This is a genomic window from Pseudomonas sp. Root71 (genome assembly GCF_001429045.1).
GTDB classification, from domain to species: Bacteria; Pseudomonadota; Gammaproteobacteria; order Pseudomonadales; family Pseudomonadaceae; genus Aquipseudomonas; species Aquipseudomonas monachiensis.
On sequence record NZ_LMHY01000005.1, the window covers coordinates 42,570 to 68,124 of the forward strand.

General features: G+C 62.1%; 18 protein-coding genes and 3 pseudogenes. 18 read left to right on the forward strand and 3 right to left on the reverse strand.

What is annotated here, in order from left to right; translation table 11 throughout:
• Positions 1-122: 122 nt before the first annotated feature.
• The 6 genes and pseudogenes from ASD95_RS29065 to cysC form a co-directional block, all read left to right on the forward strand.
• The coding region (locus ASD95_RS29065) for an Ig-like domain-containing protein (RefSeq protein WP_442965831.1) at positions 123-3,511 on the forward strand (3,389 nt) is incomplete at its 3' end.
• Between the two features lies 1 nt (position 3,512).
• Positions 3,513-3,946, forward strand: a pseudogene (locus ASD95_RS29615) (Ig-like domain-containing protein); the annotation flags it as partial.
• 1 nt (position 3,947) lies between these two features.
• Positions 3,948-4,451, forward strand: a pseudogene (locus ASD95_RS29620) (Ig-like domain-containing protein); the annotation flags it as partial.
• A gap of 1 nt (position 4,452) precedes the next feature.
• Positions 4,453-10,494: pseudogene (locus ASD95_RS29070) on the forward strand (Ig-like domain-containing protein); the annotation flags it as partial.
• 44 nt (positions 10,495-10,538) lie between these two features.
• Positions 10,539-12,053, forward strand: a complete 1,515-nt coding sequence (locus ASD95_RS06455; RefSeq protein ID WP_056726992.1) for a TolC family protein — start codon at positions 10,539-10,541, stop codon at positions 12,051-12,053.
• The gene (gene cysC, locus ASD95_RS06460) at positions 12,037-12,642 is read left to right on the forward strand and encodes an adenylyl-sulfate kinase (protein ID WP_056726991.1); all 606 of its coding nucleotides are present in this window, start codon (positions 12,037-12,039) and stop codon (positions 12,640-12,642) included. Before ASD95_RS06455 ends, cysC begins: the two co-directional genes overlap by 17 nt.
• A 12-nt stretch (positions 12,643-12,654) precedes the next feature.
• On the opposite strand, the gene ASD95_RS06465 is transcribed toward cysC, so the two are convergent.
• Both ASD95_RS06465 and ASD95_RS06470 read right to left on the reverse strand, forming a co-directional pair.
• Positions 12,655-13,413, reverse strand: coding sequence for a slipin family protein (locus ASD95_RS06465; RefSeq protein WP_056726990.1), 759 nt, complete (start codon positions 13,411-13,413; stop codon positions 12,655-12,657).
• A 2-nt stretch (positions 13,414-13,415) separates the two neighbouring features.
• Complete coding sequence (locus tag ASD95_RS06470; protein ID WP_056726989.1) at positions 13,416-13,949, reverse strand: NfeD family protein; 534 nt, start codon at positions 13,947-13,949, stop codon at positions 13,416-13,418.
• A 199-nt stretch (positions 13,950-14,148) separates the two neighbouring features.
• Here ASD95_RS06470 and ASD95_RS06475 point away from each other — a divergent pair, with 199 nt between their 5' ends.
• The 11 genes from ASD95_RS06475 (at position 14,149) to ASD95_RS06520 (ending at position 23,240) form a co-directional block, all read left to right on the forward strand.
• The gene (locus ASD95_RS06475; RefSeq protein ID WP_056726988.1) at positions 14,149-14,610 is read left to right on the forward strand and encodes an aminoacyl-tRNA deacylase; all 462 of its coding nucleotides are present in this window, start codon (positions 14,149-14,151) and stop codon (positions 14,608-14,610) included.
• A gap of 138 nt (positions 14,611-14,748) precedes the next feature.
• Complete coding sequence (locus tag ASD95_RS06480; protein ID WP_056726987.1) at positions 14,749-14,994, forward strand: DUF2789 domain-containing protein; 246 nt, start codon at positions 14,749-14,751, stop codon at positions 14,992-14,994.
• A gap of 82 nt (positions 14,995-15,076) precedes the next feature.
• Positions 15,077-15,322 carry a type II toxin-antitoxin system prevent-host-death family antitoxin gene (locus ASD95_RS28410; RefSeq protein WP_046040690.1) on the forward strand — a complete coding sequence of 82 codons (246 nt, stop codon included), beginning with the start codon at positions 15,077-15,079 and terminating at the stop codon, positions 15,320-15,322.
• Positions 15,312-15,602: a type II toxin-antitoxin system RelE family toxin gene (locus ASD95_RS06485; RefSeq protein ID WP_056726986.1), complete on the forward strand. Its 291-nt coding sequence runs from the start codon at positions 15,312-15,314 to the stop codon at positions 15,600-15,602. Before ASD95_RS28410 ends, ASD95_RS06485 begins: the two co-directional genes overlap by 11 nt.
• A 132-nt stretch (positions 15,603-15,734) precedes the next feature.
• Positions 15,735-16,163 carry a MarR family winged helix-turn-helix transcriptional regulator gene (locus ASD95_RS06490; RefSeq protein WP_056726985.1) on the forward strand — a complete coding sequence of 143 codons (429 nt, stop codon included), beginning with the start codon at positions 15,735-15,737 and terminating at the stop codon, positions 16,161-16,163.
• On the forward strand, positions 16,160-18,232 hold the full coding sequence (locus ASD95_RS06495) for an FUSC family protein (RefSeq protein ID WP_056726984.1): 2,073 nt from the start codon (positions 16,160-16,162) through the stop codon (positions 18,230-18,232). The genes ASD95_RS06490 and ASD95_RS06495 overlap by 4 nt, the downstream gene beginning before the upstream one ends.
• A complete protein-coding gene (locus ASD95_RS06500) occupies positions 18,229-18,438 on the forward strand; it encodes a DUF1656 domain-containing protein (RefSeq protein ID WP_056726983.1) in 210 nt (69 codons plus the stop codon). The genes ASD95_RS06495 and ASD95_RS06500 overlap by 4 nt, the downstream gene beginning before the upstream one ends.
• Positions 18,435-19,280, forward strand: a complete 846-nt coding sequence (locus ASD95_RS06505) for an efflux RND transporter periplasmic adaptor subunit (RefSeq protein ID WP_056726982.1) — start codon at positions 18,435-18,437, stop codon at positions 19,278-19,280. Before ASD95_RS06500 ends, ASD95_RS06505 begins: the two co-directional genes overlap by 4 nt.
• Entirely contained in the window at positions 19,277-20,725 is a 1,449-nt protein-coding gene (locus ASD95_RS06510) for an efflux transporter outer membrane subunit (RefSeq protein ID WP_056726981.1), read from the forward strand. Before ASD95_RS06505 ends, ASD95_RS06510 begins: the two co-directional genes overlap by 4 nt.
• A gap of 93 nt (positions 20,726-20,818) precedes the next feature.
• Positions 20,819-21,454, forward strand: a complete 636-nt coding sequence (locus ASD95_RS06515; RefSeq protein WP_056726980.1) for a hypothetical protein — start codon at positions 20,819-20,821, stop codon at positions 21,452-21,454.
• Positions 21,455-21,734: 280 nt separating this feature from the next.
• A complete protein-coding gene (locus ASD95_RS06520; RefSeq protein ID WP_056726979.1) occupies positions 21,735-23,240 on the forward strand; it encodes a YdgA family protein in 1,506 nt (501 codons plus the stop codon).
• A gap of 67 nt (positions 23,241-23,307) precedes the next feature.
• On the opposite strand, the gene ASD95_RS06525 is transcribed toward ASD95_RS06520, so the two are convergent.
• The gene (locus ASD95_RS06525) at positions 23,308-24,837 is read right to left on the reverse strand and encodes an FAD-dependent oxidoreductase (RefSeq protein WP_056726978.1); all 1,530 of its coding nucleotides are present in this window, start codon (positions 24,835-24,837) and stop codon (positions 23,308-23,310) included.
• A gap of 139 nt (positions 24,838-24,976) precedes the next feature.
• Between ASD95_RS06525 and ASD95_RS06530 the strand changes: the two genes are divergently transcribed.
• Positions 24,977-25,537, forward strand: coding sequence for a YbhB/YbcL family Raf kinase inhibitor-like protein (locus tag ASD95_RS06530; protein WP_056726977.1), 561 nt, complete (start codon positions 24,977-24,979; stop codon positions 25,535-25,537).
• Positions 25,538-25,555 lie beyond the last annotated feature (18 nt).

Sequence of the window (25,555 nt, forward strand, 5' to 3'; positions counted from 1 at the left end):
TTTTCATTGATGCCTTACGTATATTCGTTCGAATTCGGGTGAGCAGCATGTGGTGGACCATTTTTGACGGGGCAAAGGCAAAGTCACGGACAACCGAAGGCCAACGGCCGCCAGCGGCGCCCATGATCATGTCCCTTGAACCGCGCATGCTGTTCGACGGCGCTGTCGCCGCCACGGTGGCCGATACCGCGGCCCAGGCCGATAGCCATTCCACAGCAGATGCCGCCAAGGCACCGACCGCCGATCACCCGACGGCCAGCAAGGACACCCACGGCCAGGCCGATGCCACACCGGCCGCCAGCCCCATTGCGGTGCCGGGGCAGAGCGTGGTGTTCGTTGACTCCCGGGTGAAAGAAGCCGACAGCCTGCTCCAGGGCGTCGCCCCCGGGACCCAGGTCGTGAAGCTGGACGCGGGCAAGGATGGACTGCAACAGATCGCCGACTACCTCGATCAGCATCAGGGCGTCAGCTCGGTGCAGATCATCGCCCACGGCAACGCCGGCGACCTGTGGCTGGGCGACAGCTATCTGTCGGCCGACAACGTCGCCGCCCGCAGCGCGGTGCTGGCGCAAATCGGCAAGGACATCAACGCTGGCGGCGACATCCTGATCTACGGCTGCTACACCGCCGAAGGCGAGCGTGGCCTGAGCTTTGTCGATTCGCTGGCGCAAATGACCGGCCGCGATGTAGCGGCTTCGAGCAACCGCACCGGTGTGGGCGGCGACTGGGATCTGGAAATCGTCACCGGCAACATCGAAAGCGCCAACGTGCTGTCGACACAAGCCATGAGTGATTACCAATGGGGCCTGGCCACCTGGACCGCCACCAACAACGCCAATACGGGCGTCGGCTCGCTGCGTGCCGCCATCGCCTCGGCGCAGAACGGTGACCTAGTCACCTTTAACAGCAGCATGACGGTGCAGCTGACGTCCGAACTGCTGATCAACAAGAACATCACCGTTGATGGCGACTTGAACAACGATGGCGCGGCTGACGTGATTCTCGATGGTCAGTACAGGACCCGAGTGATTGAAGTGGCATCTGGCAGTACCGTGACACTCGATGGCCTGGTGATCACCAGGGGCCTGGTGTCGGGCACGGGCGGCAACGGTGGCTACGGTGCCTCGGGCGCGATGGCCGGTGGCATTTTCAACGCCGGTATTCTTACCCTGAAAAACGTAACCGTGACTTCCAACGGCGCTTCCGGTGGCGGCGGTGGTGGTGGTGTCACGGGCGCCTTTTACGGCGGTGGCGGTGGTGGCGGCGGCGGTTTGGGCGGCCAGGGTGGCGGGCATGGCGGTTCGGCAGGGCCGGGTACCGGCACGTTGGGTGGTGGTGCGGGCGGCGGTGGCGCCGGTGGTTACGGCGGCGGTTATGACGCGACCCACATGGGCGGTCGCGGCGGTACCACCACTGGCGGTGCTGGTGGGGTGGGCGTTTCCTATTACAGCAACGGCGGTAACGGTGCGACGGCCACCAATGGCACGATTTCCATTGGCGGTGGCGGCGGCGGGGCCGGTTGGGACAAGGTGGGTGGCGCTGGCGGCAACGCGGTGGGCGGGATCTACAACGCCAGCAGCGGCACCATCACCATCATTGGCACGTCGACCATTAGCAACAACATTGGCGCCGGTGGCGGCGGTGGCGGTGGCGGTGGCCAGGGCAGCAATGCCAGCAATGGCGGTGTGGGCGGCCGGGGCGTCGGTGCGATCTGGAACAAAGGCACATTGTTGATCACGGCAGCCAACTTCGCGGCCCTGGCCGGTAATGCCGCGGCCAGTGGTGCAGGCGGTACCGCGCAGGGCGGGGGGACAACCGGCACCTCGCCGACCTCCGTTGCGACCATCTACAACGACGGAGGTGTACTCAACACCGCGTATTCGCCGCCGCCGACCGCGACCATTGTGGTCGCTGACACCACACTGAGCATCGGCGAAACGTCCTTGGTGACGATCACCTTCTCCGAGGTCGTGACCGGTTTCACCAATGCGGACCTGACCATCGCCAACGGCACGTTGACGGCCGTAAGCAGCGGCGATGGCGGCATCACCTGGACGGCAACGTTCACGCCGACCGCCAGTCTTTCCGATACGAGCAACGTCATTACCCTGGACAACACCGGGGTGATCAACGGTCTGGGCACCGCCGGCGTTGGTGTCACCAACTCCAATAACTACGCCATCGATACCGTGCGGCCGACGGCGACCATTGTGGTCGCGGATACGGCGCTGAGAATCGGCGAAACCTCGCTGGTGACCATCACCTTCAACGAAGCGGTCAGCGGTTTCACCAACGCCGACCTGACGATTGCCAACGGCACCTTGACCGCAGTGAGCAGCAGCAATGGCGGCATCACCTGGACAGCGACTTTCACTCCGACCGCCAGCATCACTGACACCACGAATGTGATCACTCTGGACAACACCGGGGTCAGCGACCTGGCGGGCAACGCCGGCAGCGGCACTACCGATTCGAACAATTACGCCATCGATACCGTGCGTCCAACGGCCACCATCGTGGTGACGGACACGGCGCTGAGAATCGGCGAAACCTCTCTGGTAACGATCACCTTCTCCGAAGCGGTCAGCGGTTTCACCAACGCCGACCTGACGATTGCCAACGGCACCTTGACTTCGGTGAGCAGCAGCGACGGCGGCATCACCTGGACCGCCACGTTCACCCCGAACGCGAGCATCAATGACACCACCAACCTGATCACCCTGAACAACACCGGGGTCAGCGATCTGGCGGGTAACGCCGGCAGCGGCACCACCGACTCCAACAACTATGTCATCGATACACTCCGACCAACCGCGACCATCGTGGTGGCGGACACTGCGTTGAGAATCGGCGAAACTTCACTGGTGACCATCACCTTCTCCGAGGCGGTGAGCGGTTTCACCAACGCCGACCTGACCATTACCAACGGCACCTTGACCTCGGTGAGCAGCAGCGACGGCGGCATCACCTGGACGGCGACCTTCACGCCGTCGGCGAGCATCACGGATACGACCAACCTGATCACCCTGGACAACACCGGCGTGGCTGATCTGGCGGGCAACGCCGGCAGCGGCACTACCGACTCCAACAACTACGCCATCGATACCGTGCGGCCGACGGCGACCATTGTGGTCGCGGACACGGCGCTGAGAATCGGCGAAACCTCGCTGGTGACGATCACCTTCAGTGAAGCGGTCAGCGGTTTCACCAACGCGGATCTGACCATCACAAACGGCACGCTGACCGCAGTCAGCAGCAGCGACGGCGGGATCACCTGGACCGCAACCTTCACGCCTTCGGCAAGCATCAGCGACACGACCAACCTGATCACCCTGGACAATACCGGCGTGGCTGATCTGGCGGGCAACGCCGGCAGCGGCACCACCGACTCCAACAACTATGCCATCGACACGCTGCGCCCGACCGCCACGATCGTGCTGGCCGATACGGCGCTGGCGGCGGGCGAAACGTCACTGGTGACCATCACCTTCTCCGAGGCCGTGACCGGTTTNCTGCGCCCGACCGCCACGATCGTGCTGGCCGATACGGCGCTGGCGGCGGGCGAAACGTCACTGGTGACCATCACCTTCTCCGAGGCCGTGACCGGTTTCACCAACGCCGACCTGAGCGTCGCCAATGGCACGTTGACCTCGGTGAGCAGCAGCGACGGCGGCATCACCTGGACCGCCACGTTTACCCCGACCGCAGGGATCATCAGCGCGACCAACGTCATCAGCCTGGCTAATACCGGCGTGGCCGATCTCGCGGGCAATACCGGCAGCGGGATCAGTTCCTCGGGCAACTACGCCATCGATACTGCCCCGCCGACCGCGACGATTGTGGTGKCSGACACCGCGCTGAGAATTGGTGAAACGTCGCTGGTGACCATCACCTTCAACCAGGCCGTGAGCGGTTTCACCAACGCCGACCTGACCATCGCCAACGGNCGGGGTCAGCGATCTGGCGGGCAACGCCGGCAGCGGCACCACCGACTCCAACAACTATGCCATCGACACGCTGCGCCCGACCGCCACGATCGTGCTGGCCGATACGGCGCTGGCGGCGGGCGAAACGTCACTGGTGACCATCACCTTCTCCGAGGCCGTGACCGGTTTTACCAACGCCGACCTGAGCGTCGCCAACGGCACCTTGAGCGCCGTCAGCAGCAGCGACGGCGGGATTACCTGGACCGCAACGTTTACCCCGACAGCAGGCATCATCAGCGCGACCAACGTCATCAGCCTGGCCAACACCGGCGTGGCCGATCTCGCGGGCAACACCGGCAGCGGGATCAGTTCCTCGGGCAACTACGCCATCGATACTGCCCCGCCGACCGCGACGATTGTGGTGGCGGACACCGCGCTGAGAATTGGTGAAACGTCGCTGGTGACCATCACCTTCAACCAGGCCGTGAGCGGTTTCACCAACGCCGACCTGACCATCGCCAACGGNGACACCGCGCTGAGAATTGGTGAAACGTCGCTGGTGACCATCACCTTCAACCAGGCCGTGAGCGGTTTCACCAACGCCGACCTGACCATCGCCAACGGCACGTTGACCTCGGTGAGCAGCAGCGACGGCGGTATCACCTGGACCGCCACCTTCACTCCGACTGCCAGCATCAMCGATACGACCAACCTGATCACATTGGACAATACCGGTGTGCAGGCTGCCGCCAGCGGTAACGTGGGCAGCGGTACCACCGACTCCAACAACTACGCCATCGATACCGTGCGCCCGACGGCCACCATTGTGGTCGCGGACACGGCGCTGAGAATCGGCGAAACCTCGCTGGTGACGATCACCTTCAGTGAAGCGGTCAGCGGTTTCACCAACGCGGACCTGACGATCACAAACGGCACGCTGACCGCGGTCAGCAGCAGCGACGGCGGCATCACCTGGACCGCAACCTTCACGCCTTCGGCGAGCATCAGCGACACGACCAACCTGATCACCCTGGACAACACCGGGGTCAGCGACCTGGCGGGCAACGCCGGCAGCGGCACCACCGACTCCAACAACTATGCCATCGACACGGTTCGCCCGACCGCCACGATCGTGCTGGCCGATACGACGCTGAGCGCGGGTGAAACCTCGCTGGTGACCATTACTTTCTCCGAAGCAGTAAGCGGTTTCACCAACGCCGACCTGATCATCGCCAACGGCACTTTGAGCGCGGTCAGCAGCAGTGATGGCGGCATCACCTGGACCGCGACCTTCACCCCAACCGTCGGCGTGAATGATTCGAGCAATGTCATCACCCTGGCCAATACCGGCGTGACCGATGTGGCCGGCAATACAGGCAGCGGCACCACCAACTCCGGCAACTACACGATTGATACCGTGCTGCCGACCGCCACCATCGCGGTGGCCGACACCGAGCTGCTACTCGGTGAAACGTCGTTGGTGACCATCACGTTCAGCGAAGCCGTCAGCGGTTTCTCCAATGCCGACCTGAGCATCGCCAATGGCACCTTGAGTATCGTCAGCAGCAGCGATGGCGGTATCACCTGGACCGCGACATTCACCCCGACCAATGCCATCACCGACACCAGCAACGTCATCACTCTGGATAACAGCGGTGTGCAAAACGGCTCGGGCAACGCGGGCAGCGGCACCACCGATTCCAACAACTACGCCATCGACACCGTGCGCCCGACGGCGAACATCGTCGTGGTCGACGATATGCTGGCCATCGGTGAAACCTCCCTGGTGACGATCACCTTCAGTGAAGCGGTGAGCGGTTTCACCAACGCAGACCTGACCGTCGCCAACGGCACATTGAGCAACGTCAGCAGCAGTGACGGCGGTATCACCTGGACGGCAACCTTCACGCCGTCCTCGAGCATCAACGACACCACCAACCTGATCACCCTGAACAACACCGGGGTCAGCGATCTGGCGGGCAACGCTGGCAGCGGCACCACCGACTCCAACAACTATGCCATCGACACGCTGCGCCCGACCGCCACGATCGTGCTGGCCGATACGACGCTGAGCGCGGGTGAAACCTCGCTGGTGACCATCACCTTCTCCGAGGCGGTGAGCGGTTTCAGCAGCGTGGATCTGAGTGTTCCCAACGGCACGTTGAGTGCGGTGAGCAGCAGCGACGGCGGCATCACCTGGACGGCGACGTTCACGCCAACCGTCGATGTCAACGACACGACCAACCTGATCACCCTGGACAATGCCGGGGTCAGCGACCTGGCGGGCAACGCTGGCACCGGTACGACCAATTCCGCCAACTTCACCATCGACACCGTGTTGCCGACCGCCACCATCGTAGTCGCCGATAGCGCCCTGAGTGTCGGCGAAACCACGCTGGTGACCATCACCTTCTCCGAGGCCGTGAGCGGTTTCAGCAACGCCGACCTGAGTATCGCCAACGGCACCCTGAGCGCAGTGAGCAGCAGTGATGGCGGCATCACCTGGACGGCAACCTTCACGCCGACCGCCGACATCACCAACGCAAACAACCTGATCACCCTGGACAACAGCGGCGTACAGAACATCTCGGGCAACGCGGGCAGCGGCACCACCGATTCCAACAACTACGCCATCGACACCGTGCGCCCGACGGCGACCATCGTGGTCGCGGACACGGCGCTGGCGGTGGGCGAAACCTCGGTGGTGACTATCACCTTCTCCGAGGCGGTAACCGGCTTTTCCCTGGCCGACCTGACGGTGAGCAACGGTACTCTGAGCAATCTCAGCACCAGCGATAACATCACATATACCGCGACATTTACTCCGACGGTTGGCGTCACCGACACCAGCAACCTGATCACCCTGGACAATAGCGGTGTGATCGACGGGGCGGGCAACGTCGGCAGCGGAACCACGGACTCGAACAATTACGCGGTCGACAGCCAACGCCCGACCGCGACCATTGTCATGGCCGATTCAACCCTGATTGCCGGTGAAACGACCCAGGTGACTATCACCTTCAGTGAGGCAGTGAGCGGTTTCACCAACGCCGATCTGAGTGTTCCCAATGGTACGTTGAGTGCGGTCAGCAGCAGCGACGGCGGCATCACCTGGACGGCGACGTTCACGCCGAACGTCGCGGTCAACGACACGACCAACCTGATCATCCTGGACAACAGCGCAGTCGCGGACCTCGCAGGCAACGCCGGCAGCGGTACGAGCAACTCCGCCAACTTCACCATCGACACCGTGTTACCGACCGCCACCATCGTGGTTGCCGACAATGCCCTGAACGTCGGCGAGTCCTCGCTGGTGACCATCACCTTCAGCGAAGCAGTGAGCGGTTTCAGCAACGCCGACCTGACCATCGCCAACGGCGCCCTGAGCGCGGTGAGCAGCAGCGATGGCGGCGTCACCTGGACGGCAACCTTCACGCCGACCGCCAACATCACCGACGCCGCCAACCTGATCATCCTGGACAACAGCGGCGTGCAGAACGCCTCGGGCAATGCGGGCAGCGGCACCACCGACTCCAACAACTACGCCATCGACACCCAGCGCCCGACCGCCACCATAGTGGTCGCTGACAATGCCCTGAGTGTCGGCGAAACCACGCTGGTGACCATCACCTTCTCCGAGGCGGTGAGCGGTTTCACCAATGCCGACCTGACCATCGACAATGGCACCTTGAGTGCGGTGAGCAGCAGCGACGGAGGCATTACCTGGACGGCTACCCTGACACCGTTGACGGGTATCGCCGACACCAGCAACCTCATTCGGCTCGATAACAGCGGTGTTCAGGATGCGGCGGGCAACGCCGGCAGCGGGACCACGGACTCGAACAACTACGCGATCGACAGCCAACGCCCGACCGCGACCATTGTCATGGCCGACACCGACCTGCGTCCCGGCGAAACGACCCTGGTGACCATCAGCTTCAACGAAGCAGTCAGTGGTCTGGACAGTTCAGATCTGAGCGTCGCCAACGGCACCCTGAGCGGGTTGAGCAGCAGCGACGGTGGCGTTACCTGGACCGCGACGTTCACGCCGACCGCCAGCATTACCGATACCAGCAACCTCATCACCCTGGACAACACCGGTGTCACCGACGCGGCAGGCAACGCCGGGAACGGGGTGACCAACTCGGCGAATTACCTGGTGCAAACCAGCGTGCCAACCGCCAGCATCGTGATCGCCGATACGGCGCTCAAGGCCGGCGAAACGAGCCTGGTGACCATCACCTTCAGCGAGGCCGTCAACGGTTTCAGCAACGCCGACCTGATCCTCACCAACGGTACATTGAGCAACGTCAGCAGCATCGACGGCGGCATCACCTGGACGGCGACCTTTACACCAACCTCGGACGTTACCGATGCCAGCAACCTGATCACGCTCGACAATAGCGGCGTGGCCAATGGTTCGGGCAACGCGGGGTCGGGCACCACCGACTCGAACAATTTTGCCATCGACACCGCACTGCCCACCGCGACCATCGTGGTTGCCGACACGGCGCTGAGTACCGGTGAAACCTCATTGGTGACCATCACCTTCAGCGAAGCGGTGAGCGGTTTCGACAACAGTGACTTGACCATCGCAAACGGCATCCTGAGCAATGTCAGTTCCAGCGACGGCGGGATCACCTGGACCGCCACCCTTACCCCGACGGCCGATCTCACCGACACCAGCAACACCATCGCGCTGAACATGGCGGGTGTGCAGGATGTGGCCGGCAATGCCGGCAGCGGTACGGTCAACTCCAATACCTACACCATTGACACCCAAGGCCCGACCGCGACCATCGTGGTCGCCGACGGTACGCTGGCGGCCGGTGAATCGACCTTGGTAACCATCACGTTCTCCGAGACAGTGAGCGGCTTCACCAACGCGGACCTGTCCATCCCCAACGGTACATTGAGCGCCGTGAGCAGCAGCGACGGCGGTGTGACCTGGACCGCGACCTTCACGCCAACCGCCAACGTGAAGGACACGACCAACCTGATCAGCTTGAGCAACGCCGGGGTGTCCGACCTCGCGGGCAATGCCGGAACCGGCATCAGCAACTCGGCCAGCTTCACCATTGATACCGTGCTGCCGACGGCGACCATAGTGGTAGCCGACACGCAACTCGGCATCGGTGAAACCACCACCGTGACCATCACTTTCAGTGAAGCGGTGAGCGGTTTCGACGTATCGGACATCAGCGTTGCCAACGGCGTGTTGTCGAACCTGAGCAGCAGCGATGGCGGCGTGACCTGGACCGCGACCCTGACGCCGACCGCCAATGTCAGCGACGCAACCAACCTGATCGTGCTCGACACCGGTCGCGTGCAGGACAATGTCGGCAACTTCGGCGCCAGTATCGCCATCTCCAACAACTACGCGCTCGATGCGACCCGGCCGACGGTGAGTATCGTGGTTGCCAACCCGAACCTCGGTATCGGCCAGACCACTACGGTGACCTTCACCTTCAGCGAGGCCGTCAGCAACTTCGACCTGTCCGACTTGAGCGTGACCAATGGCGACCTGAGCAACCTCGGCAGCAGCGATGGCGGCAAGACCTGGACGGCGACGTTCACGCCGACGGCCAATGTCACCGACCCAAGCAACTTCATCGCCCTGGACACCCGCAACGTCACGGATCTGGTGGGCAACACTGGCAACACGGTGGCGGTGTCGAACAATTACACCCTCGACAGCGAACTGCCAACCGCCACCGTGGTGATCGCCAATCCGAACCTGGGCGTGGGCCAGACCTCGCAGGTGACCATCACCTTCAGCGAAGCGGTCAGCGGTTTTGATTTGTCCGACATCAGTATTGCCAACGGCACCTTGTCCGACCTGAGCAGCAGCGACGGCGGCAAGACCTGGACCGCAATGCTGACACCGACCGCCAACGTCAATATCGCCAGCAACGCGATCAGCATCAACCGCGCCGGTATCAGCGACATGGCCGGCAACAGTGGCAGCGGCGTGAGCCAGTCCGACAATTTTGTCATCAACACGGTGCCGACCTCATCGGTTGTCGTCGTAACGGTAGACCCCGAGTTCCAAAGCAGCACCCCGGTGACGCTGCCCGATGTGCCCAACGTGCCGCTGCAACCGAGCATTTTCACGCCTCCGACGGGCAACCTCACTTCACCATTGACCTTCCAGCCATTGTTCGAACAACGGGTGATCGGCAACGGTATCCGGCCGTTGGGCGATATTTTCATGAACCACGGCGCATTGACCCCGAGTTTCATCGCGCAGGTTTTCAGCAGCACTGACGGCGGTGGCGATGGCTCGGGACATGGTTTCCTCGGTTTCGGTGGCGGTGACGGTGGTGTGTTCAGCACCAGCACGCTGTCGAGCCTGTTCAATCAGGACAGCAGCAGCGAGCGCGATTCGTTGAACGCCTTCGGCAGTCAGTCGATCAAGTCCGGCGATGTTTCCCAAGGGCTGCGCGGGGTATTTGGCGCACCGACCCTGGGCCAGCAATTGCAACAACTCAAGGACAACGAGCAGCAGCAGGTCGCCAACCTGGCCGCCGCTTTGAAACTGGCCGGCATCGGCGAAATGCAGGCCTGATGAGAACTTTCACTTTTGATGCGGCACCCAGGGGCGATGCAAGGATGAATAGAAGTCATAAGTTGTTTGGAGTCAGTCTGCTGGCACTGGCGATCAGCGGATGCGCAGTCACCAGTGAGCCGATCGAACGCAGTGTCAGTGAGCAGCGGGCCAAAAGTGACCTGCAAAGCATGTACAAGGGGCAGGAGCCCCTTGCCGGCCCGTTGACCCTGCACCAGGCCATGGCCCGTGCGGTGAAGTACAACCTTGAAGGCCGGTTGAAAATCATGGAGGAGGCCCTGGCCAAGCGTCAGCTCGACCTCGCCAGTTTCGACATGCTGCCGCGCATGGCGCTGGACGCCGGATACGTGGGCCGCAACAACGTCAACGCCTCCAGCAGCCAGAGTGTGCGCACCGGTACACAGTCCCTGGAACCTTCGACCTCCCAGGACCGCGACCGTGATGTAGCGGACCTGACGATGGTCTGGAACGTGCTCGATTTTGGTGTCAGTTACATCAGCGCCAAGCAGCAGGGCGACCAGCGCCTGATCGTTCAGGAACGTCGGCGCAAGGTGATCAACACCATCGTCCAGGACGTGCGCTCGGCGTATTGGCGGGCGATGGCCGCCGAACGCCTGCTCACGCAGATCGACAGCCTGATGGCGCGGGTTGAAACCGCGCGCAACGACAGCCAGAGCATGAGCCAGCAACGCATTGGCGATCCGGTGCAGGCCCTCGGTTATCAGCGTTCGCTGATCGAAGCGACACGCCAACTGGAGGAGCAGCGCCGTGCCTTGTCTCTGGCGAAGACCGAACTGGCGACCCTGATCAACCTGCCGATGGGCACCGAGCTGACCCTGGCGACCGATAACGGTTATGAGATTCCCGAGCTCAAGATCGATCTGGCCACTCTCGAACAGGAAGCCCTGACCAGCCGCCCGGAACTGCGCGAACAGGATTATCAGGCCCGCATCAGCGCTGCCGAGACCCGCAAAGCCATGTTGCGCCTGCTGCCGGGCCTGGAGTTCTCCGCCGGCGGACATTACGACAGCAACTCGTTCCTGGTGGAGCAAGGCTGGGCCGATTACGGCGTCAAAGTCACCTGGAACCTGTTTAACGTGATCTCGGCTCCCGCGGCGATCAACGTGGCCAAGGCTGGTGAAGAAGTCGCCACCGCGCGCCGTCAGGCGATGTCGATTGCGGTGCTGGCGCAGCTGTATGTGGCCAATGCCAATTACCGCGAGGCGTTGCGCCAGTTCAAGACCAATCAGCAATTGTCGGACATCGACGGGCAAATCGTCGGTCAGTTGCGCAATCGTCACCAGGCGGACGGCATCGGTGAGCTGGATCTGATCCAGGGCGAACTCAACACCTTGCAGGCCGATCTGCGTCGTGACCTGTCCTACGCCGACCTGCGCAACGCCTACGGGCAAATTTTCGCCAGCGCCGGCCTCGATCCGCTGCCGGATCAGGTGCAATCGACGCAAGTCCAGTCCATCGCCACGGCCCTGGCCAACCGCGAAGCGGCTTGGGCGGCGGGTGATATCACGGTTCCGGTGGCCCATGCCCCAGCGCGTTGATGTGAAGCCCCCGACCGCCAGCATCAGCCGTGCCCGGCGCGAGCAACGCAACGGCCATCGCGGCGCGGCGATCCTGCTGACCGGTCTTCCGGCGGCGGGCAAGTCGACCCTCGCGCAAGCGCTGCACGCCGAGTTGTTTGCACGCGGGCTGCAGAGCGTGGTGCTCGATGGTGACGGGTTGCGGGTAGGGCTCAACCAAGACCTTGGCTTCAGCGACAGCGATCGTCAGGAAAACATCCGTCGCGCCAGCGAACTGGCGGCGTTGCTGGTGGAGAACGGACAAATCGTGATCCTGGCGATGATCGCGCCCCTGGTGGAGCTGCGCGATGTGTTCGCCCGGCGGCTCGGTGACGATTATCGCGAAGTCTGGTGCAGTGCGACCCTGGCGGTGTGCGAGCAACGTGATCCAAAAGGTCACTATGCTCGCGCCAGGCGCGGCGAATTGATGGGGTTTACCGGGGTGTCCGCACCGTATCAGGCGCCGGTTGATGCGGCGCTGGTACTCGACACCGGAGTACAAACGATCGAGGCTTGCCTTGATCGACTGTTGACCTGGCTTGGCGAAGCCGAAGTGTTGCCCAGGTCCTGAACCGGTCGGCGTTCAGGCTTTCGACGACAAATCCGCCATGCCCTTGAGCAGCTCGATCGGCAGTGGAAAGACAATGGTCGAGCTCTTATCGCCGGCAATCGAACTCAAGGTCTGCATGTAGCGCAACTGCATGGCCCCCGGTTGTCGGCCGAGCATTTCGGCGGCCTGCATGAGCTTTTCCGAGGCCTGCAATTCACCCTCGGCGTGGATCACCTTGGCTCGCCGTTCCCGTTCTGCCTCGGCCTGCCTGGCGATGGCGCGGATCATCGATTCGTTGAGGTCCACGTGCTTGATCTCGACGTTGGCGACCTTGATGCCCCAGGTGTCGGTCTGGGCGTCGAGTACTTGCTGGATGTCCAGGTTCAAGCGTTCGCGTTCTGCCAGCAGTTCGTCCAGTTCGTGTTTACCCAGCACTGCCCGCAGCGTGGTTTGCGCCAATTGGCTGGTAGCAGCCAGGAAATCCTCGACCTGGATGATTGCCTTCTGCGGATCGAGTACGCGGAAATACAGCACCGCGTTGACCTTGACCGACACGTTGTCGCGGGTGATCACGTCTTGTGGCGGCACGTCCAGCACCACGGTGCGCAAATCGACCCGGACCATTTGCTGGACCACCGGAATCAGCAGGATCAGGCCAGGGCCCTTGACCTGCCAGAAGCGCCCGAGCTGGAACACCACCCCGCGCTCGTATTCGCGCAGGATGCGGAACGTCGACCCCGCCAGTGCGATGATCAACAATAGCAGCGCGACAAGACCCAATTGCAAACCCATGACTATTCTCCGCCCGGCGCCGCGTCAGTCGCGGCCACTTGCAGCAGCAAGCCCTGGCGCCCCACCACCCGCACCCGTTGCCCGGGGTGCAGCGGCGTTGCGCTGAGCACTTGCCATTGTTCTCCTTGCAGATGAACCCAGCCGCCACAGGCGTTGCCGAGCTGTACTGAAGTGACCGGCGTTTCGCTGCCGACCAGCCCGGCATCACCGCTGACAGTGTGGCGCGGTCGGGTCTTCAGGGCATGAAACACCAGGTAAACCAGTAACAGTGCACTGACCAGTCCCAGGCCGATCATCAGTGGCACGGGCACATCGGTATTGGTCAGGATCACCGCGCCGATCACGAACATCACGATGCCGCCCAGGCCGATCACACCGTAATTGGGCAGGGCCGCCTCGGCGATCAGGAACGCGATGCCGAAGGTGATCAACCAGATCCCGACGGGGTTGGGCAACAGCACCACAACCGTGTCGGCGGCGCAGGCCGATCCGCTCAACGCCAACAGCAACGCAACTGCACAGCAACGCGTGTTCACTTGACCCTCCGGGAGAGTCGTGGAGTGGCTCTGTATACAGTTTAGTTGAGCCTTGGCCGGTATGAATTTTGCTCAACTGCCGTCGACATCCGATGGGCAGATTTCCCGCCGGATCGCGCTGACGGGCCTAGACTTTTACTACGCAAGCCAAGCTTTAATCATCGTCCGCAAGCGATCGTGGCGGACACCGAGGTGCATCATGCGTATGGCAAGAACCGTGCAGCGAAGCCTGGAAAAGGCTCAATGCGAATATGACATCGTCAGCCACCCACACTCGGCCAGCAGCCTTGAAACGGCGCGGGTCGCAGGTATTCCTGCCGAACGGGTGGCCAAATCGGTGATCCTCGACGATCACCATGGGCATTACCTGATGGCCGTGCTGCCCGCCAGCCGTCACCTTGACCTGAGCAAAGTCCGCAACAGCGGTGAGTGGCAGGTTTCCCGCGAAAGCAACCTGGCGCACCTGTTCGATGATTGCGAACGCGGTGCCGTACCGGCGCTGGGTGAGTCCTATGGGTTGGAGGTGGTGATCGATCCGCTACTGACCCGGCAGAAAGACATCTATCTGGAGGCCGGCAACCACGTCAACCTGGTGCGCATGGACATGCCCGAGTTTCTGAAAATGGTGCCGCATGCCGAGGTGCGGGAGTTGAGTCATTGAGTTTTGTTTCGTCAATGCTGCCATCTTCGCGGGCAAGCCCGCTCCCACAGGTTTTGTGATCGACTCAGAACCGTGTGGGAGCGAGCTTGCTCGCGATGACCGCGCAGCGGTCCCTTAATCAGTTCACAGGAGCTAGACATGGAAAGCCCAACCCACAACCTTCCCTCCCTGTTCAAGCAACTCGGCCTGCCAGACGATGCCGAAAGCATCGATAAATTCATCGCCACCCATTCACCACTCAAACCGGAGTTGCACCTTGCGGATGCATTTTTCTGGAGCCCGAGCCAGGCGGATCTTCTGCGTGAAGAGATACTCGATGACGCGGATTGGGCGGAGGTGGTGGATCAGCTGGATGTGCTGTTGAGGAAGGGGCGGGGGATCTAGAAAACTGATAGGCGGTGCTCAACCTAGGTTGCTCTGATCACAGTAATTGACCAGAATTAAGACCTTATTTGAGGTCTTAATTATGCAAAGTGTTTTGGCTGATATGGCTGTCAGCGTGTCTGAACTAAAGAAAAACCCCTCTGCCGTTTTGAATGGCGCCCATGGAGGGCCCGTCGCAGTGCTCAATCACAATCGCGTCATGGGGTATATGGTCCCTGCCGATGTGTTCGAAGCCATGATGGAGCGCCTGGATGATTTGGAATTGGCGGAAATCGTGCGTTCTCGTCGTCATGAAACACCGATCCCGGTAACGCTGGATGACTTATAAGCTCGAATTTCTGCCATCTGCACGCAAAGAATGGGACAAGCTGGGGCACACGCTACGTGAGCAATTCAAAAAGAAGTTGGCAGAGCGGCTCGAAATGCCTCGAATCCCTTCCGACTCACTCCATGGCATGCCCGACTGCTACAAAATCAAGTTGAAGTCATCGGGGTATCGACTCGTCTACGAGGTGATAGATGAGCGCATCGTCGTTTCTGTCGTTTCTGTCGTTGCAGTAGGAAAGCGCGAACGCAGTGAAGTGTATGAGCGTGCCAGGAAACGCTGATGGCTCTCGGCAGGTCGCTGTTACGTATTTGTTTCAAAACTTGACGGAAAATCCCTCTCAATGCAATATTGATAGTTAGCAAACTAACAGTGTGTATTGTCCCTCGTGCCGAACAACCTCGACGTTCTCCAGATGAACATCAGCAGCGCCATGGTGGTGGCCGCCAGGCATTGGCGCAAAATCTGCCAGACCACGCTGGCCAACTATGGAATCTCCGAAGCCTGTGCCGTTCCGCTGTTGATGATCGGGCGTCTGGGCGAGGGTGTGCGTCAGGTGACGGTGGCCCAGGCAGCAGGGATGGAGAGCCCGTCGCTGGTGCGCCTGCTCGATCAGTTGTGCCATGGCGGCTACGTCTGCCGCACCGAAGATGCACAGGACCGCCGCGCCAAATGCCTGAGCCTGACCGAAACCGGTCGGGAGCTGGTGCAGGCGGTCGAAGTGGAGCTGGTGCGCTTGCGCCACGAAGTCCTTGAAGGCATTGACCAGAGTGATCTGGAGGCTACGCTGCGGGTACTGAGAGCATTTGAAGCGGCCACGCCGCCATCGGTGGCGAACCCTTGAACGGATTTTTCTCTGGCATGCCCCCGGCGCGGGACTGGTTCTACGGAGTCCGCACCTTCGCCGCATCAATGATCGCGCTGTACATCGCCCTGCTCATGCAAATGCCGCGTCCGTACTGGGCGATGGCCACGGTGTACATCGTTTCCAGCCCGTTTCTCGGCCCTACCAGTTCCAAGGCGCTATACCGGGCGATTGGCACCTTTGTCGGCGCTGCGGCGGCGGTTCTGTTCGTGCCGATGTTCGTGCAGAGCCCCTACGTGCTGGTGGTGGTGATTGCGCTGTGGACCGGGACGCTGCTGTTTCTGTCCCTGCATTTGCGCACCGCCAACAACTACGCCTTGATGCTCGCCGGCTACACCTTGCCGTTGATTGCCCTGCCGGTGGTGAACAACCCGCTGGGGGTATGGGACGTGGCCGAGGCACGGACCGAAGAAATCTTTCTCGGCATCGCCGTGGCGGCGGTGGTCGGCGCGATGTTCTGGCCCCGGCGCCTGGCGCCGGTGTTCAATGATTCGGTGAGCAAATGGTTTACCGATGCGTCGACCTACAGCCTGCGCTTCCTTAGCCGCAACGTGCAGCCTGAAGAAGTCAGCGCGCTGCGCGCATCGATGGTCGCCACGTTCAACTCCCTGGAATTGATGATCGGTCAGTTGCCCCACGAAGGCTCGCGACCGCAGACAGTGCGCAATACCAAGGAATTGCGTGGTCGGATGATTCACCTGCTGCCAGTGATCGATGCCCTCGACGACGCGCTTTACGCCTTGGAACGGCGCACCCCGGAGCTTGTGGACAAGTTCGCACCCTTGCTGGCCGCCACCACCGAATGGCTCGAACACAAGGATGCCGATCTCGACCGCTGGCAAGCCCTGAAGGCTCAACTCGAGGCCCTGCAACCGGCTCCCGAAGCGCTGGATGAGCGCAAGCAACTGCTTTTCTCCAACGCCATTTACCGTCTCGGCGAGTGGATCGATTTGTGGCAGGACTGTCGCAGTCTGCAGTACGCCATCCAGTGCGAAAGCCAGGACAGCTGGCGCGCGGTGTATCGGCACTGGCGGCTGGGGCGGCTATCGCCGTTCCTGGATCGCGGCCTGATGTTTTATTCCGCTGCATCGACCGTTACGGCAATCATTGTCGCCTCGGTATTGTGGATTCTGCTCGGCTGGACCGATGGCGGCAGCGCGGTGATCCTGGCAGCGGTGGCTTGCAGTTTCTTTGCCTCGATGGACGACCCGGCGCCGCAGATTTACCGGTTCTTTTTCTGGACGGCGATGTCGGTGGTGTTCGCCAGCCTCTATCTGTTTCTGGTGCTGCCCAACCTGCATGACTTTCCGATGCTGGTGCTGGCGTTTGCCGTGCCGTTCATTTGCGTCGGCACCCTGACGGTCAAGCCGCAGTTTTACCTGGGCATGCTGCTGACCCTGGTCAACACCTCGTCCTTCATCAGTATTCAGGGCGCTTACGACGCGGACTTCCTCAGTTTCGCCAACTCCAACCTGGCCGGCCCCATGGGGCTGCTGTTCGCGTTCATCTGGACCCTGATCGCCCGGCCGTTCGGTGCCGAACTGGCGGCCAAGCGCCTGACCCGTTTCAGCTGGCGTGACATCGTCAGCCTCTCCGAGCCGGCCACTTTGTCCGAGCATCGGCTTCTGGGCATACGGATGCTCGATCGGCTGATGCAGCATCTGCCGCGCCTGGCCATGACCGGCCAGGACTCCGGCGTGGCGCTGCGGGAAGTGCGGGTGGCGTTGAACCTGTTGGACCTGCTCGCCTATACGCCGCGGGTCCTTGGTGTGCCGCAGGTGCTGTTGCGCCAGGTGGTGGCCGAGGTGGGCGAGTACTTCAAGGCCTGTCTCAAGGCTGGTGAGCGCTTGCAGGCACCGAGTCCGTTGCTGATGACCCTCGACCGCACGCGCCGCGCTCTCAGCGGTGCCTGCGATGATGAGACCCGTCGGCATCTGCTGCACGCCCTGAGCGGCCTGCGCCTGGCACTGTTGCCCGGCGTCGAGTTCGTCGGCTCCGCCGAGTCCGAAGAACCGCTTCCCCATGGCATTGATGGAGCGCCTTTATGATCGGTGACCTGGATCTGAGCGGGGTGTTCCTGCCCACGCTGCTGGTGCTGATGGGCATTACTTATGTGTTGTACCTGTTGGTGCACGGGGTGCTGGCGCGCCTGCACTTTTACCGTCTGGTCTGGCACCGGGCATTGTTCAACGTGGCCCTCTACGCCTTGCTGCTTGGCGCGGTGGACTCACTCAGTCGATACCTGATGACATGAAAAAACCGTTTTTAACCCTGGGTCGCGTGGTGTTGACCCTGCTGATCGTGAGCTTCGCCGTTGTCGTGGTCTGGCGCATGGTGATGTATTACATGTTCGCGCCCTGGACCCGCGACGGGCACATCCGTGCCGACATCGTGCAAATCGCGCCGGATGTCTCCGGGCTGATCCAGCAAGTGGAGGTGCGCGACAACCAGTTGGTCAAGCGCGGCCAAGTGCTGTTCAGCATCGATCCGGACCGCTTCAAGCTGGCCCTGCGCCAAGCGAAAGCGGCAGTCGCCGACCGCGAGGAAACCCTGGCCCAGGCCCAGCGCGAGGCCAAGCGGAACAAGGGGCTTGGCAACCTGGTGCCGGGTGAACAACTGGAAGAAAGCCAGTCGAAAGTGGCCCGCGCCCAAGTGGCCTTGATGGAAGCCCAGGTGGCGGTGGACAGCGCACAGCTCAACCTCGACCGCTCGGTGATCCGCAGCCCGGTGGACGGCTACGTCAACGACCGTGCGCCACGGGCCCAAGAGTTCGTCAGCGCCGGGCGACCGGTGTTGTCGGTGGTCGACAGCAACTCGTTCCATATCGGGCAAAGCGTCGACATCCGGGTGATCGGCGACAATGCGCGCCTGCGCGGGCATGTGGAGAGCATCGTCGCCGGTATCGAAGACCGCGACCGCACCAGCGGCAACAACCTGCTGCCCAACGTCAACCCGGCCTTCAGCTGGGTGCGGCTGGCCCAGCGGATTCCGGTGCGCATCGCTTTCGATGACGTGCCGGAAGATTTCCGCATGATCGCCGGGCGCACCGCCACGGTATCGATCATCGACGATCAGAAACGGGAGCCGGCGCAATGAGCAAGGCCTCGGGTTTGGCGGTCGCCGGATTAGGCTTGCTGCTGTCGGCGTGTCAGATGGTCGGGCCGGATTATCATTTGCCCGAAGAGGTGGCTGTGCATCGCTCGGACCTCCAGGGTGATCTGGCGGTAGACGGTAAAACGGTGGTTTCCGCACCGGTGCCGGCCGACTGGTGGCGCCTGTACAAGGATCCGCGACTCGACCAGCTGGTGCAGCAGGCCATGGCCTCCAACACCGATTTGCGTGTGGCGGCGGCCAGCCTGTCGCGGTCTCGCGCTCAGGTCGATGAGGCCGAAGCGGCGGGAGGCTGGAGCGCCGGCGTACAGATGGGCGCCCAGCGCTTGCAGGAGTCTGGCCAGGCGTTCCTGCTGCCGGAAAAAGTGCCGGTGGCGAACATCGGCGATATCGGTATCAGCGCGTCGTACCAGTTCGATCTGTTCGGTACCCTGCAGCGCGGCATCGAAGCGGCCAAGGCCAATGCCGATGCGACGCAGGCCGCCGCCGATACCGCACGCATCACCGTAGTGGCCGACGTGGTCCGGGCCTACACCCAGGTGTGCGCGGCCAATGAAGAGCGGGAAATTGCCCAGCACTCCCTCGACCTGCAAGCCCAGAGCACCACGCTGATCCAGCGTCTGCGCGATGCCGGGCGTGGCGACGAAACCCAGGTCACCCGCTCGCAGACCCAATTCAAATCCCTGCGCGCCGACATGCCGCGTTATGAAGCGGCGCGTCAGGCCGGGCTGTACCGCTTGTCGATGTTGCTGGCCAAGCCGGTGGACCAACTGCCGGCCGGCACCGCTACCTGCGACGAGTTGCCGAAAATCGCGCAATTGATTCCGGTGGGCGATGGCGCCGCATTGCTCAAGCGTCGTCCCGATGTACGGCAGGCCGAGCGTCGGCTGGCGGCCGCGACGGCCGGTATTGGCGTCGCCACGGGCGAGCTGTACCCGAACATCAGCATCGGCGCGACCATCGGTACCGTCGGTATCCTGGACGATCTCGGCGACCCGTCTACCAACCGCTGGGGCTTCGGTCCGTCGCTGACCTGGAACGTGCCGACCAACGGCGCCCGTGCGCGCATCCGCGAAGCCGAAGCGGTGACCCAGGCGACCCTGGCACATTTCGATGGGGTAGTGCTCAACGCCATTCGCGAGACTCAGACCGGCCTGGCCCAGTACACGGCATTGCTGCAACGTCGCGACGCACTGGCCGATGCCGAGCAATCGGCAAAACTGGCGTCTGACCAGACCCACCGCTTCTTCCAGGCCGGCCGCGCCTCGTTCCTGGCCGACCTGCAGGCCACCCGCACCTACATCGATGTCACGGCGCAACTGGCTGCCGCGAACACCCAGGTTGCCGCCAGTCAGATCGATTTGTTCCTCGCCTTGGGCGGCGGCTGGGAAAGCGGACGAACGCAAGCGTCGAACTCCGGCAAACCCTGAGGCCGTTGCTATGCTTTGAAGTGTTGGAGGGGCGCCCCGTACAAAGCGCCCTTTCTTCGCACAAGGCTCGCGCAGGTCAGGGGGAAACCAATAATGAAAAACCCTTATGCTCTCGGCTTCTGGTGCGCCATCGTGGCGTTGGTGCTGCTGTCGGCCACCTATTTCTACGGCATCATGCTGGCCCTCCAGATCGACAAGGCTCTGGCGTTCCTCGACAGTGCCGCCGCACTGATCGCGGTGATGTCCATTGCGGTGGTAGCCTGGGCCTCGGTCCAGAATCAACGCACCAAGAAAAGACAACTCGAACAAGGCAAGACCCTGGTCCTGATCTGGGACACCAAGGTGGCGCTGCGTCGTGTCGAAACGGTGTTCGACCGTTATTTCTGGGGCAGTTACTGGCAACCGGGGCGCACCTTTCAGGAAGTCATGGGCGAATTGACCGGCACGCCGCTGGAAAAAAGCCTTGAGAGCCTGAAAAAACAGTGCCTGGCGCTGGACCGACAAGTGGCTGACGACGGTCGGCACTGGCTCAGCAATGCCCGGGAGCTGGCGGATGTCGCCACGGCCATGGCCCGTGAACGCTATCAACTGGATGTTTGCGACACGCGCACGGAAGTGACCGGCGGGGCGGTGATCAACCGCGACTTCGAAGTGCTGGTGTACACCTGGACTGCAAGGCTCAAAAGTTTTGATCATCAACTGGATGAAATCGAGGTCCAGTATTCCTGATTTTGTGGTGGCTGTTATGCCGCCTTCGCGAGCAAGCCCGCTCCCACAGGGATTACGCCATACCGGTGGGAGCGGGCTTGCTCGCGAAGGCGATTGCATTGACTGTGAATATCTCCAGCCGTGTGACCACCCCAAGACACTCTTTCACCTTTAAACATTGGGCCGTTCGTCGCACCCGGTGCTAATCTGCAACTCACTTTCAGCGCTGTCGAGCCGCAACCCGTCATGGGTTCAGGGAAGACGACCTCACTTTCAACAACGGACATTGAACGGGTCATACATGAATAAATCAGCAGGCTTGCTACTGGGAATTGTTGTCGCGATCGGTGCCATCAGCGCAGGCGGAGCCTGGTTCACCGGCACCAAAATCGAAGGTGTACTGAACACCTCGATTGCCGATGCCAACAAGGAATTGCAGGCGGCGATGGTCGGTTCCAACGGCACTGCGTCGCTGGAACTGGTGTCGCTGGAGCGTCATGTATTCAGCAGCACCGCGCACTATCGCCTCAAGGGCGAAGGCGAAATGTTCGGCGAAGCGCCGGTCGAGTTGCTGTTTGTCGATCACATCGAACACGGCCCGTTGCCGTTCTCGCGCCTGATGTCGCTCAAGTGGCTGCCGGTCCTGGCGACCAGTCACTACGAGCTGGAAAAGACCCCGTACACCGAGAAGTGGTTTGCCGCCGCCAAGGGCAAGTCCCCGCTGAGCGGCGTGGTCAATATCGGCTATGACAACGCTACCAATGGCACCTTCGAGTTGCAGCCGCTGGAAATGGCCCTGGATGACAAGTCGAGCATGAAATTCTCTGGCTTGAGCATGGACATCGATGCCAGCGCCAAGGCGCAGAAGGTCAAGGCCAACGGCTACATGGACAGCCTGAAGGTGACCACCGTTTCCGAAGACCAGGCGCCGGTGCAGGTTGAGTTGAACGGCCTGACCCTGGCCAGCAACCTGACAAAAAGTACCTACGGTTTCTACACCGGCGAGAACGTCGTTGAACTGGCCAGCGGCAAATCGACCTTCGGCGTCAAGCAGTCGGTGCTGGACTTCAAGAAGTTCGAAATGAAGAACCTGACTGAAGAAAAGGGCAGCAACGTCTCCGGACGTGCCGACTACAAGGTCAGCGACGTGTCCTTCAACGGCAAGACCATCGGTTCCGGTGCGCTGGCCATGAGCCTGAAGAACCTCGACATTCCGGCGACCCTGTCGTTGATGCAGGTTTACCAGAGCAAGCTGCAGCCGTATGAAAGGGCGGCGGCCGAAGCAACAGCGGCCGGCCTGCCGGCGCCAGAGCTGAAACTGACCGAAGCCGAAGAGGCGCTGCTCAAGTCCAGCCTGGAAAAACTGCTGGCGGCCGGACCACAAGTGGCCCTGGAAAACCTGTCGTTCAACACCGCCAACGGTGAGAGCCGCGCCAACATGGTGCTCGACCTGACCAAGCCACAGACCATTGATCTGCCGACCGATCAACTGGTCAGACAGCTGATTGCGCTGCTCGACTTCAATCTGCAAGTGTCCAAAGCCATGCTGGTCGATGTGCTCACCGTGCAATCGCAAATCGACGGTCAGACCGACGCCAAGCTGATTGCCGACCAGGCCACCGCCACCGCGGACATGTTCAGCAGCATGGCGGTCGGCAGCCAACTGGCAAAACTGGACGGCAACAACATCGTCACCAACTTGCGTTACGCCAACAATCAGGTGGACTTCAACGGCCAGAAAATGACCGTTGAAGAGTTCGCCAGTTTTGTAATGAGCAAGTTCGCAGATACCAGTGCCACCGAATAACGGCGGCTGCTAACCCTGCAACGCCCGGCCTCTGCATCGCGCAGGCGCCGGGCGTTTTGCTGTCCCTCTAGGGGACGTCACGGATCAGGCGCCATGCCTCTTCCCAGGGCAACGGTTGTTTCATCCGCTCGGCGAGCATCGCCATGGCCCGGTCCATCTCGCAGGCTACCGCCGCCGACACCACGCCGTTTTTTCCGAACAGGCCTATGAACGGCGGATCGTAAGGGTCGCCCTTGAACTCGACTTCGTCCCAAGCCTGGGCGTGGCCGAGGTAGTCGTAGGTTTTACCGAAATGCCAGGTCCAGAAAAACGGCACGTCGAGGTAATGCTCGTCACCGCCCAGCATATTGGCCGCGGCGATCCGTGCCTGCTGCTGGGCCAGTCGCCAGTGTTCGATGCGCAGGTATTGGTTGTTCAGCGGGAACGTGGCGATATCGCCAGCCGCCCAGAGGCCGTCGGCCACGCGCATTGCGCCGTCGACACGCAGCGACTGGTCTTGCTCCGTCGGCAACCCGGTAAAGGCCGCAGTGGCTGGCGTGACGCCAATGCCGACCAGCACCAGATCAGCCGCCAAGTGTTCGCCATTATCCAGGCGCACGGCCTCGACCTTGTCCGTCCCTTCGATCTGTACCGCATTGCCCTGGGTATGAAACACGACGCCATGGGCTTCATGTCGTGCGCGAATGGCCTTGCCGACCGTGTCACCGAACTGTTTGGCAAACGGCACTTCGTGACGGGCCAGCACGGTCACGTGCAGGCCAAGCTGGCGCAGGGACGAGGCGGACTCCATGGCAATGAAACTGTCGCCGATGATCACCACCCGCTGGCCGGCGCTGGCGCTGTCGAGAATCTGCTGCGCATGGGCTTTGGAGCGCAGGACGAACACTTGCGGCAGGTCGGCGCCCGGCAGCGTCAGCGGATTGGGTACGCCGCCGGTGGCCAGTAGCGCGGCGTCGTAGGTCAGTGATTGGCCGTCAGTCAGCCGCAGCGTCCGGTTTGGCGCATCCAGGCTTGCCACTTCGCCTCGCAGGCGCTCGATCCGCTGCTTGCGGTAAAAATCCTCGTCACGCAGCGGCGGGACTTCGTCCAGCGGCATCTCCCCGGCGATCACGTATTTGCTCAGCGCGGTGCGGTCGTATCCGGAATCGGCTTCGCGGTCGATCAACAACAGCCGGCCGCCGAAACCTTTCTCGCGCAAACACGCTGCCGCTGCCGTGCCTGCCGCGCCAGCGCCGACAATGATGAAAGTTCGTGGATCGTCGGCCGGTGGCGCGTGGCCACCCGACATCGGCTGGTCGCCGACCCAGATATCGCCGTCACGGACTTCGAGGGGATAGCGCTTGAGGCTGTCCAGGGCTGGCGGTTCACACAGCCCGCCATCCTCGATCCGGAACTGCGCCTTGTGCCATGGACACGTCAGGCGTCCGTGGCATATCGCGCCGTCCGCCAGCGGGGCTCCGGCGTGCGGGCATTCGGCCTGATAAGCGCGCAGTTGTTCGCCGGCCCGCAACAGCAGGATCTTGCTGTCCAGGACCTGCACTTCCAGACCCCGGTCTTCGGGCACATTGGCGACACGCGCAACGCGATGCAGAGTCATGATCGCTCTCCAGTCAGACGTTTCACTTATGAGTCTGGTACTTATCGCGAGGTTCAGCCAATTGCCCCTGCCACGGCGTGAACGGTCCGGCTATAGTTTGCACGCCGACGACGGCCCAACACGCACAAGGTGCTCCGGTATGCCCCGATTGACCTCAATGAACCCTTGGCTCGCGGCCTTGGCAGTCGCCCTTTGTGTGCAGTTCCCGGCGCAGGCCCAGGAGCGCTTCACCCTGAACATTCCCGGCGTCTCCGATGACCGCCTGTTCACGTCGGCCGCCGCCAGCGACTCCGCGGGTTGTGGCGGACATAATATTTCTCCGGCCTTGAACTGGAACGCCGGCCCGGCAGCCACCCAAAGCTACGCCATCGTCATGCACGACCCAGACGGCCAGAAAGGCCAGGGCGTCGATAACTGGGTGCACTACGGCATCAAGGCCGGCACCCACCAGATCCCGGCCGGCGCCGGGAGCAAACCCGGCCTCGAGGGCGTCGGCGGTACCAACAGCAAGGCAACCACCGGCTACATCGGCCCTTGCCCGCCCGTTGGCGACAGTGCGCACCACTACATCATCCAGATCTACGCCCTGGACCTGCCACCGGACGCCTTGCCCGCCGGCCTGACCCGTGCGCAGTTGCTGGAAAAAATCCAAGGCCATGTCCTGAAAAACAGCAGCGTGGTGCGGCGCTATCACCGCTGAAGGCTGATCGCCCCAGCG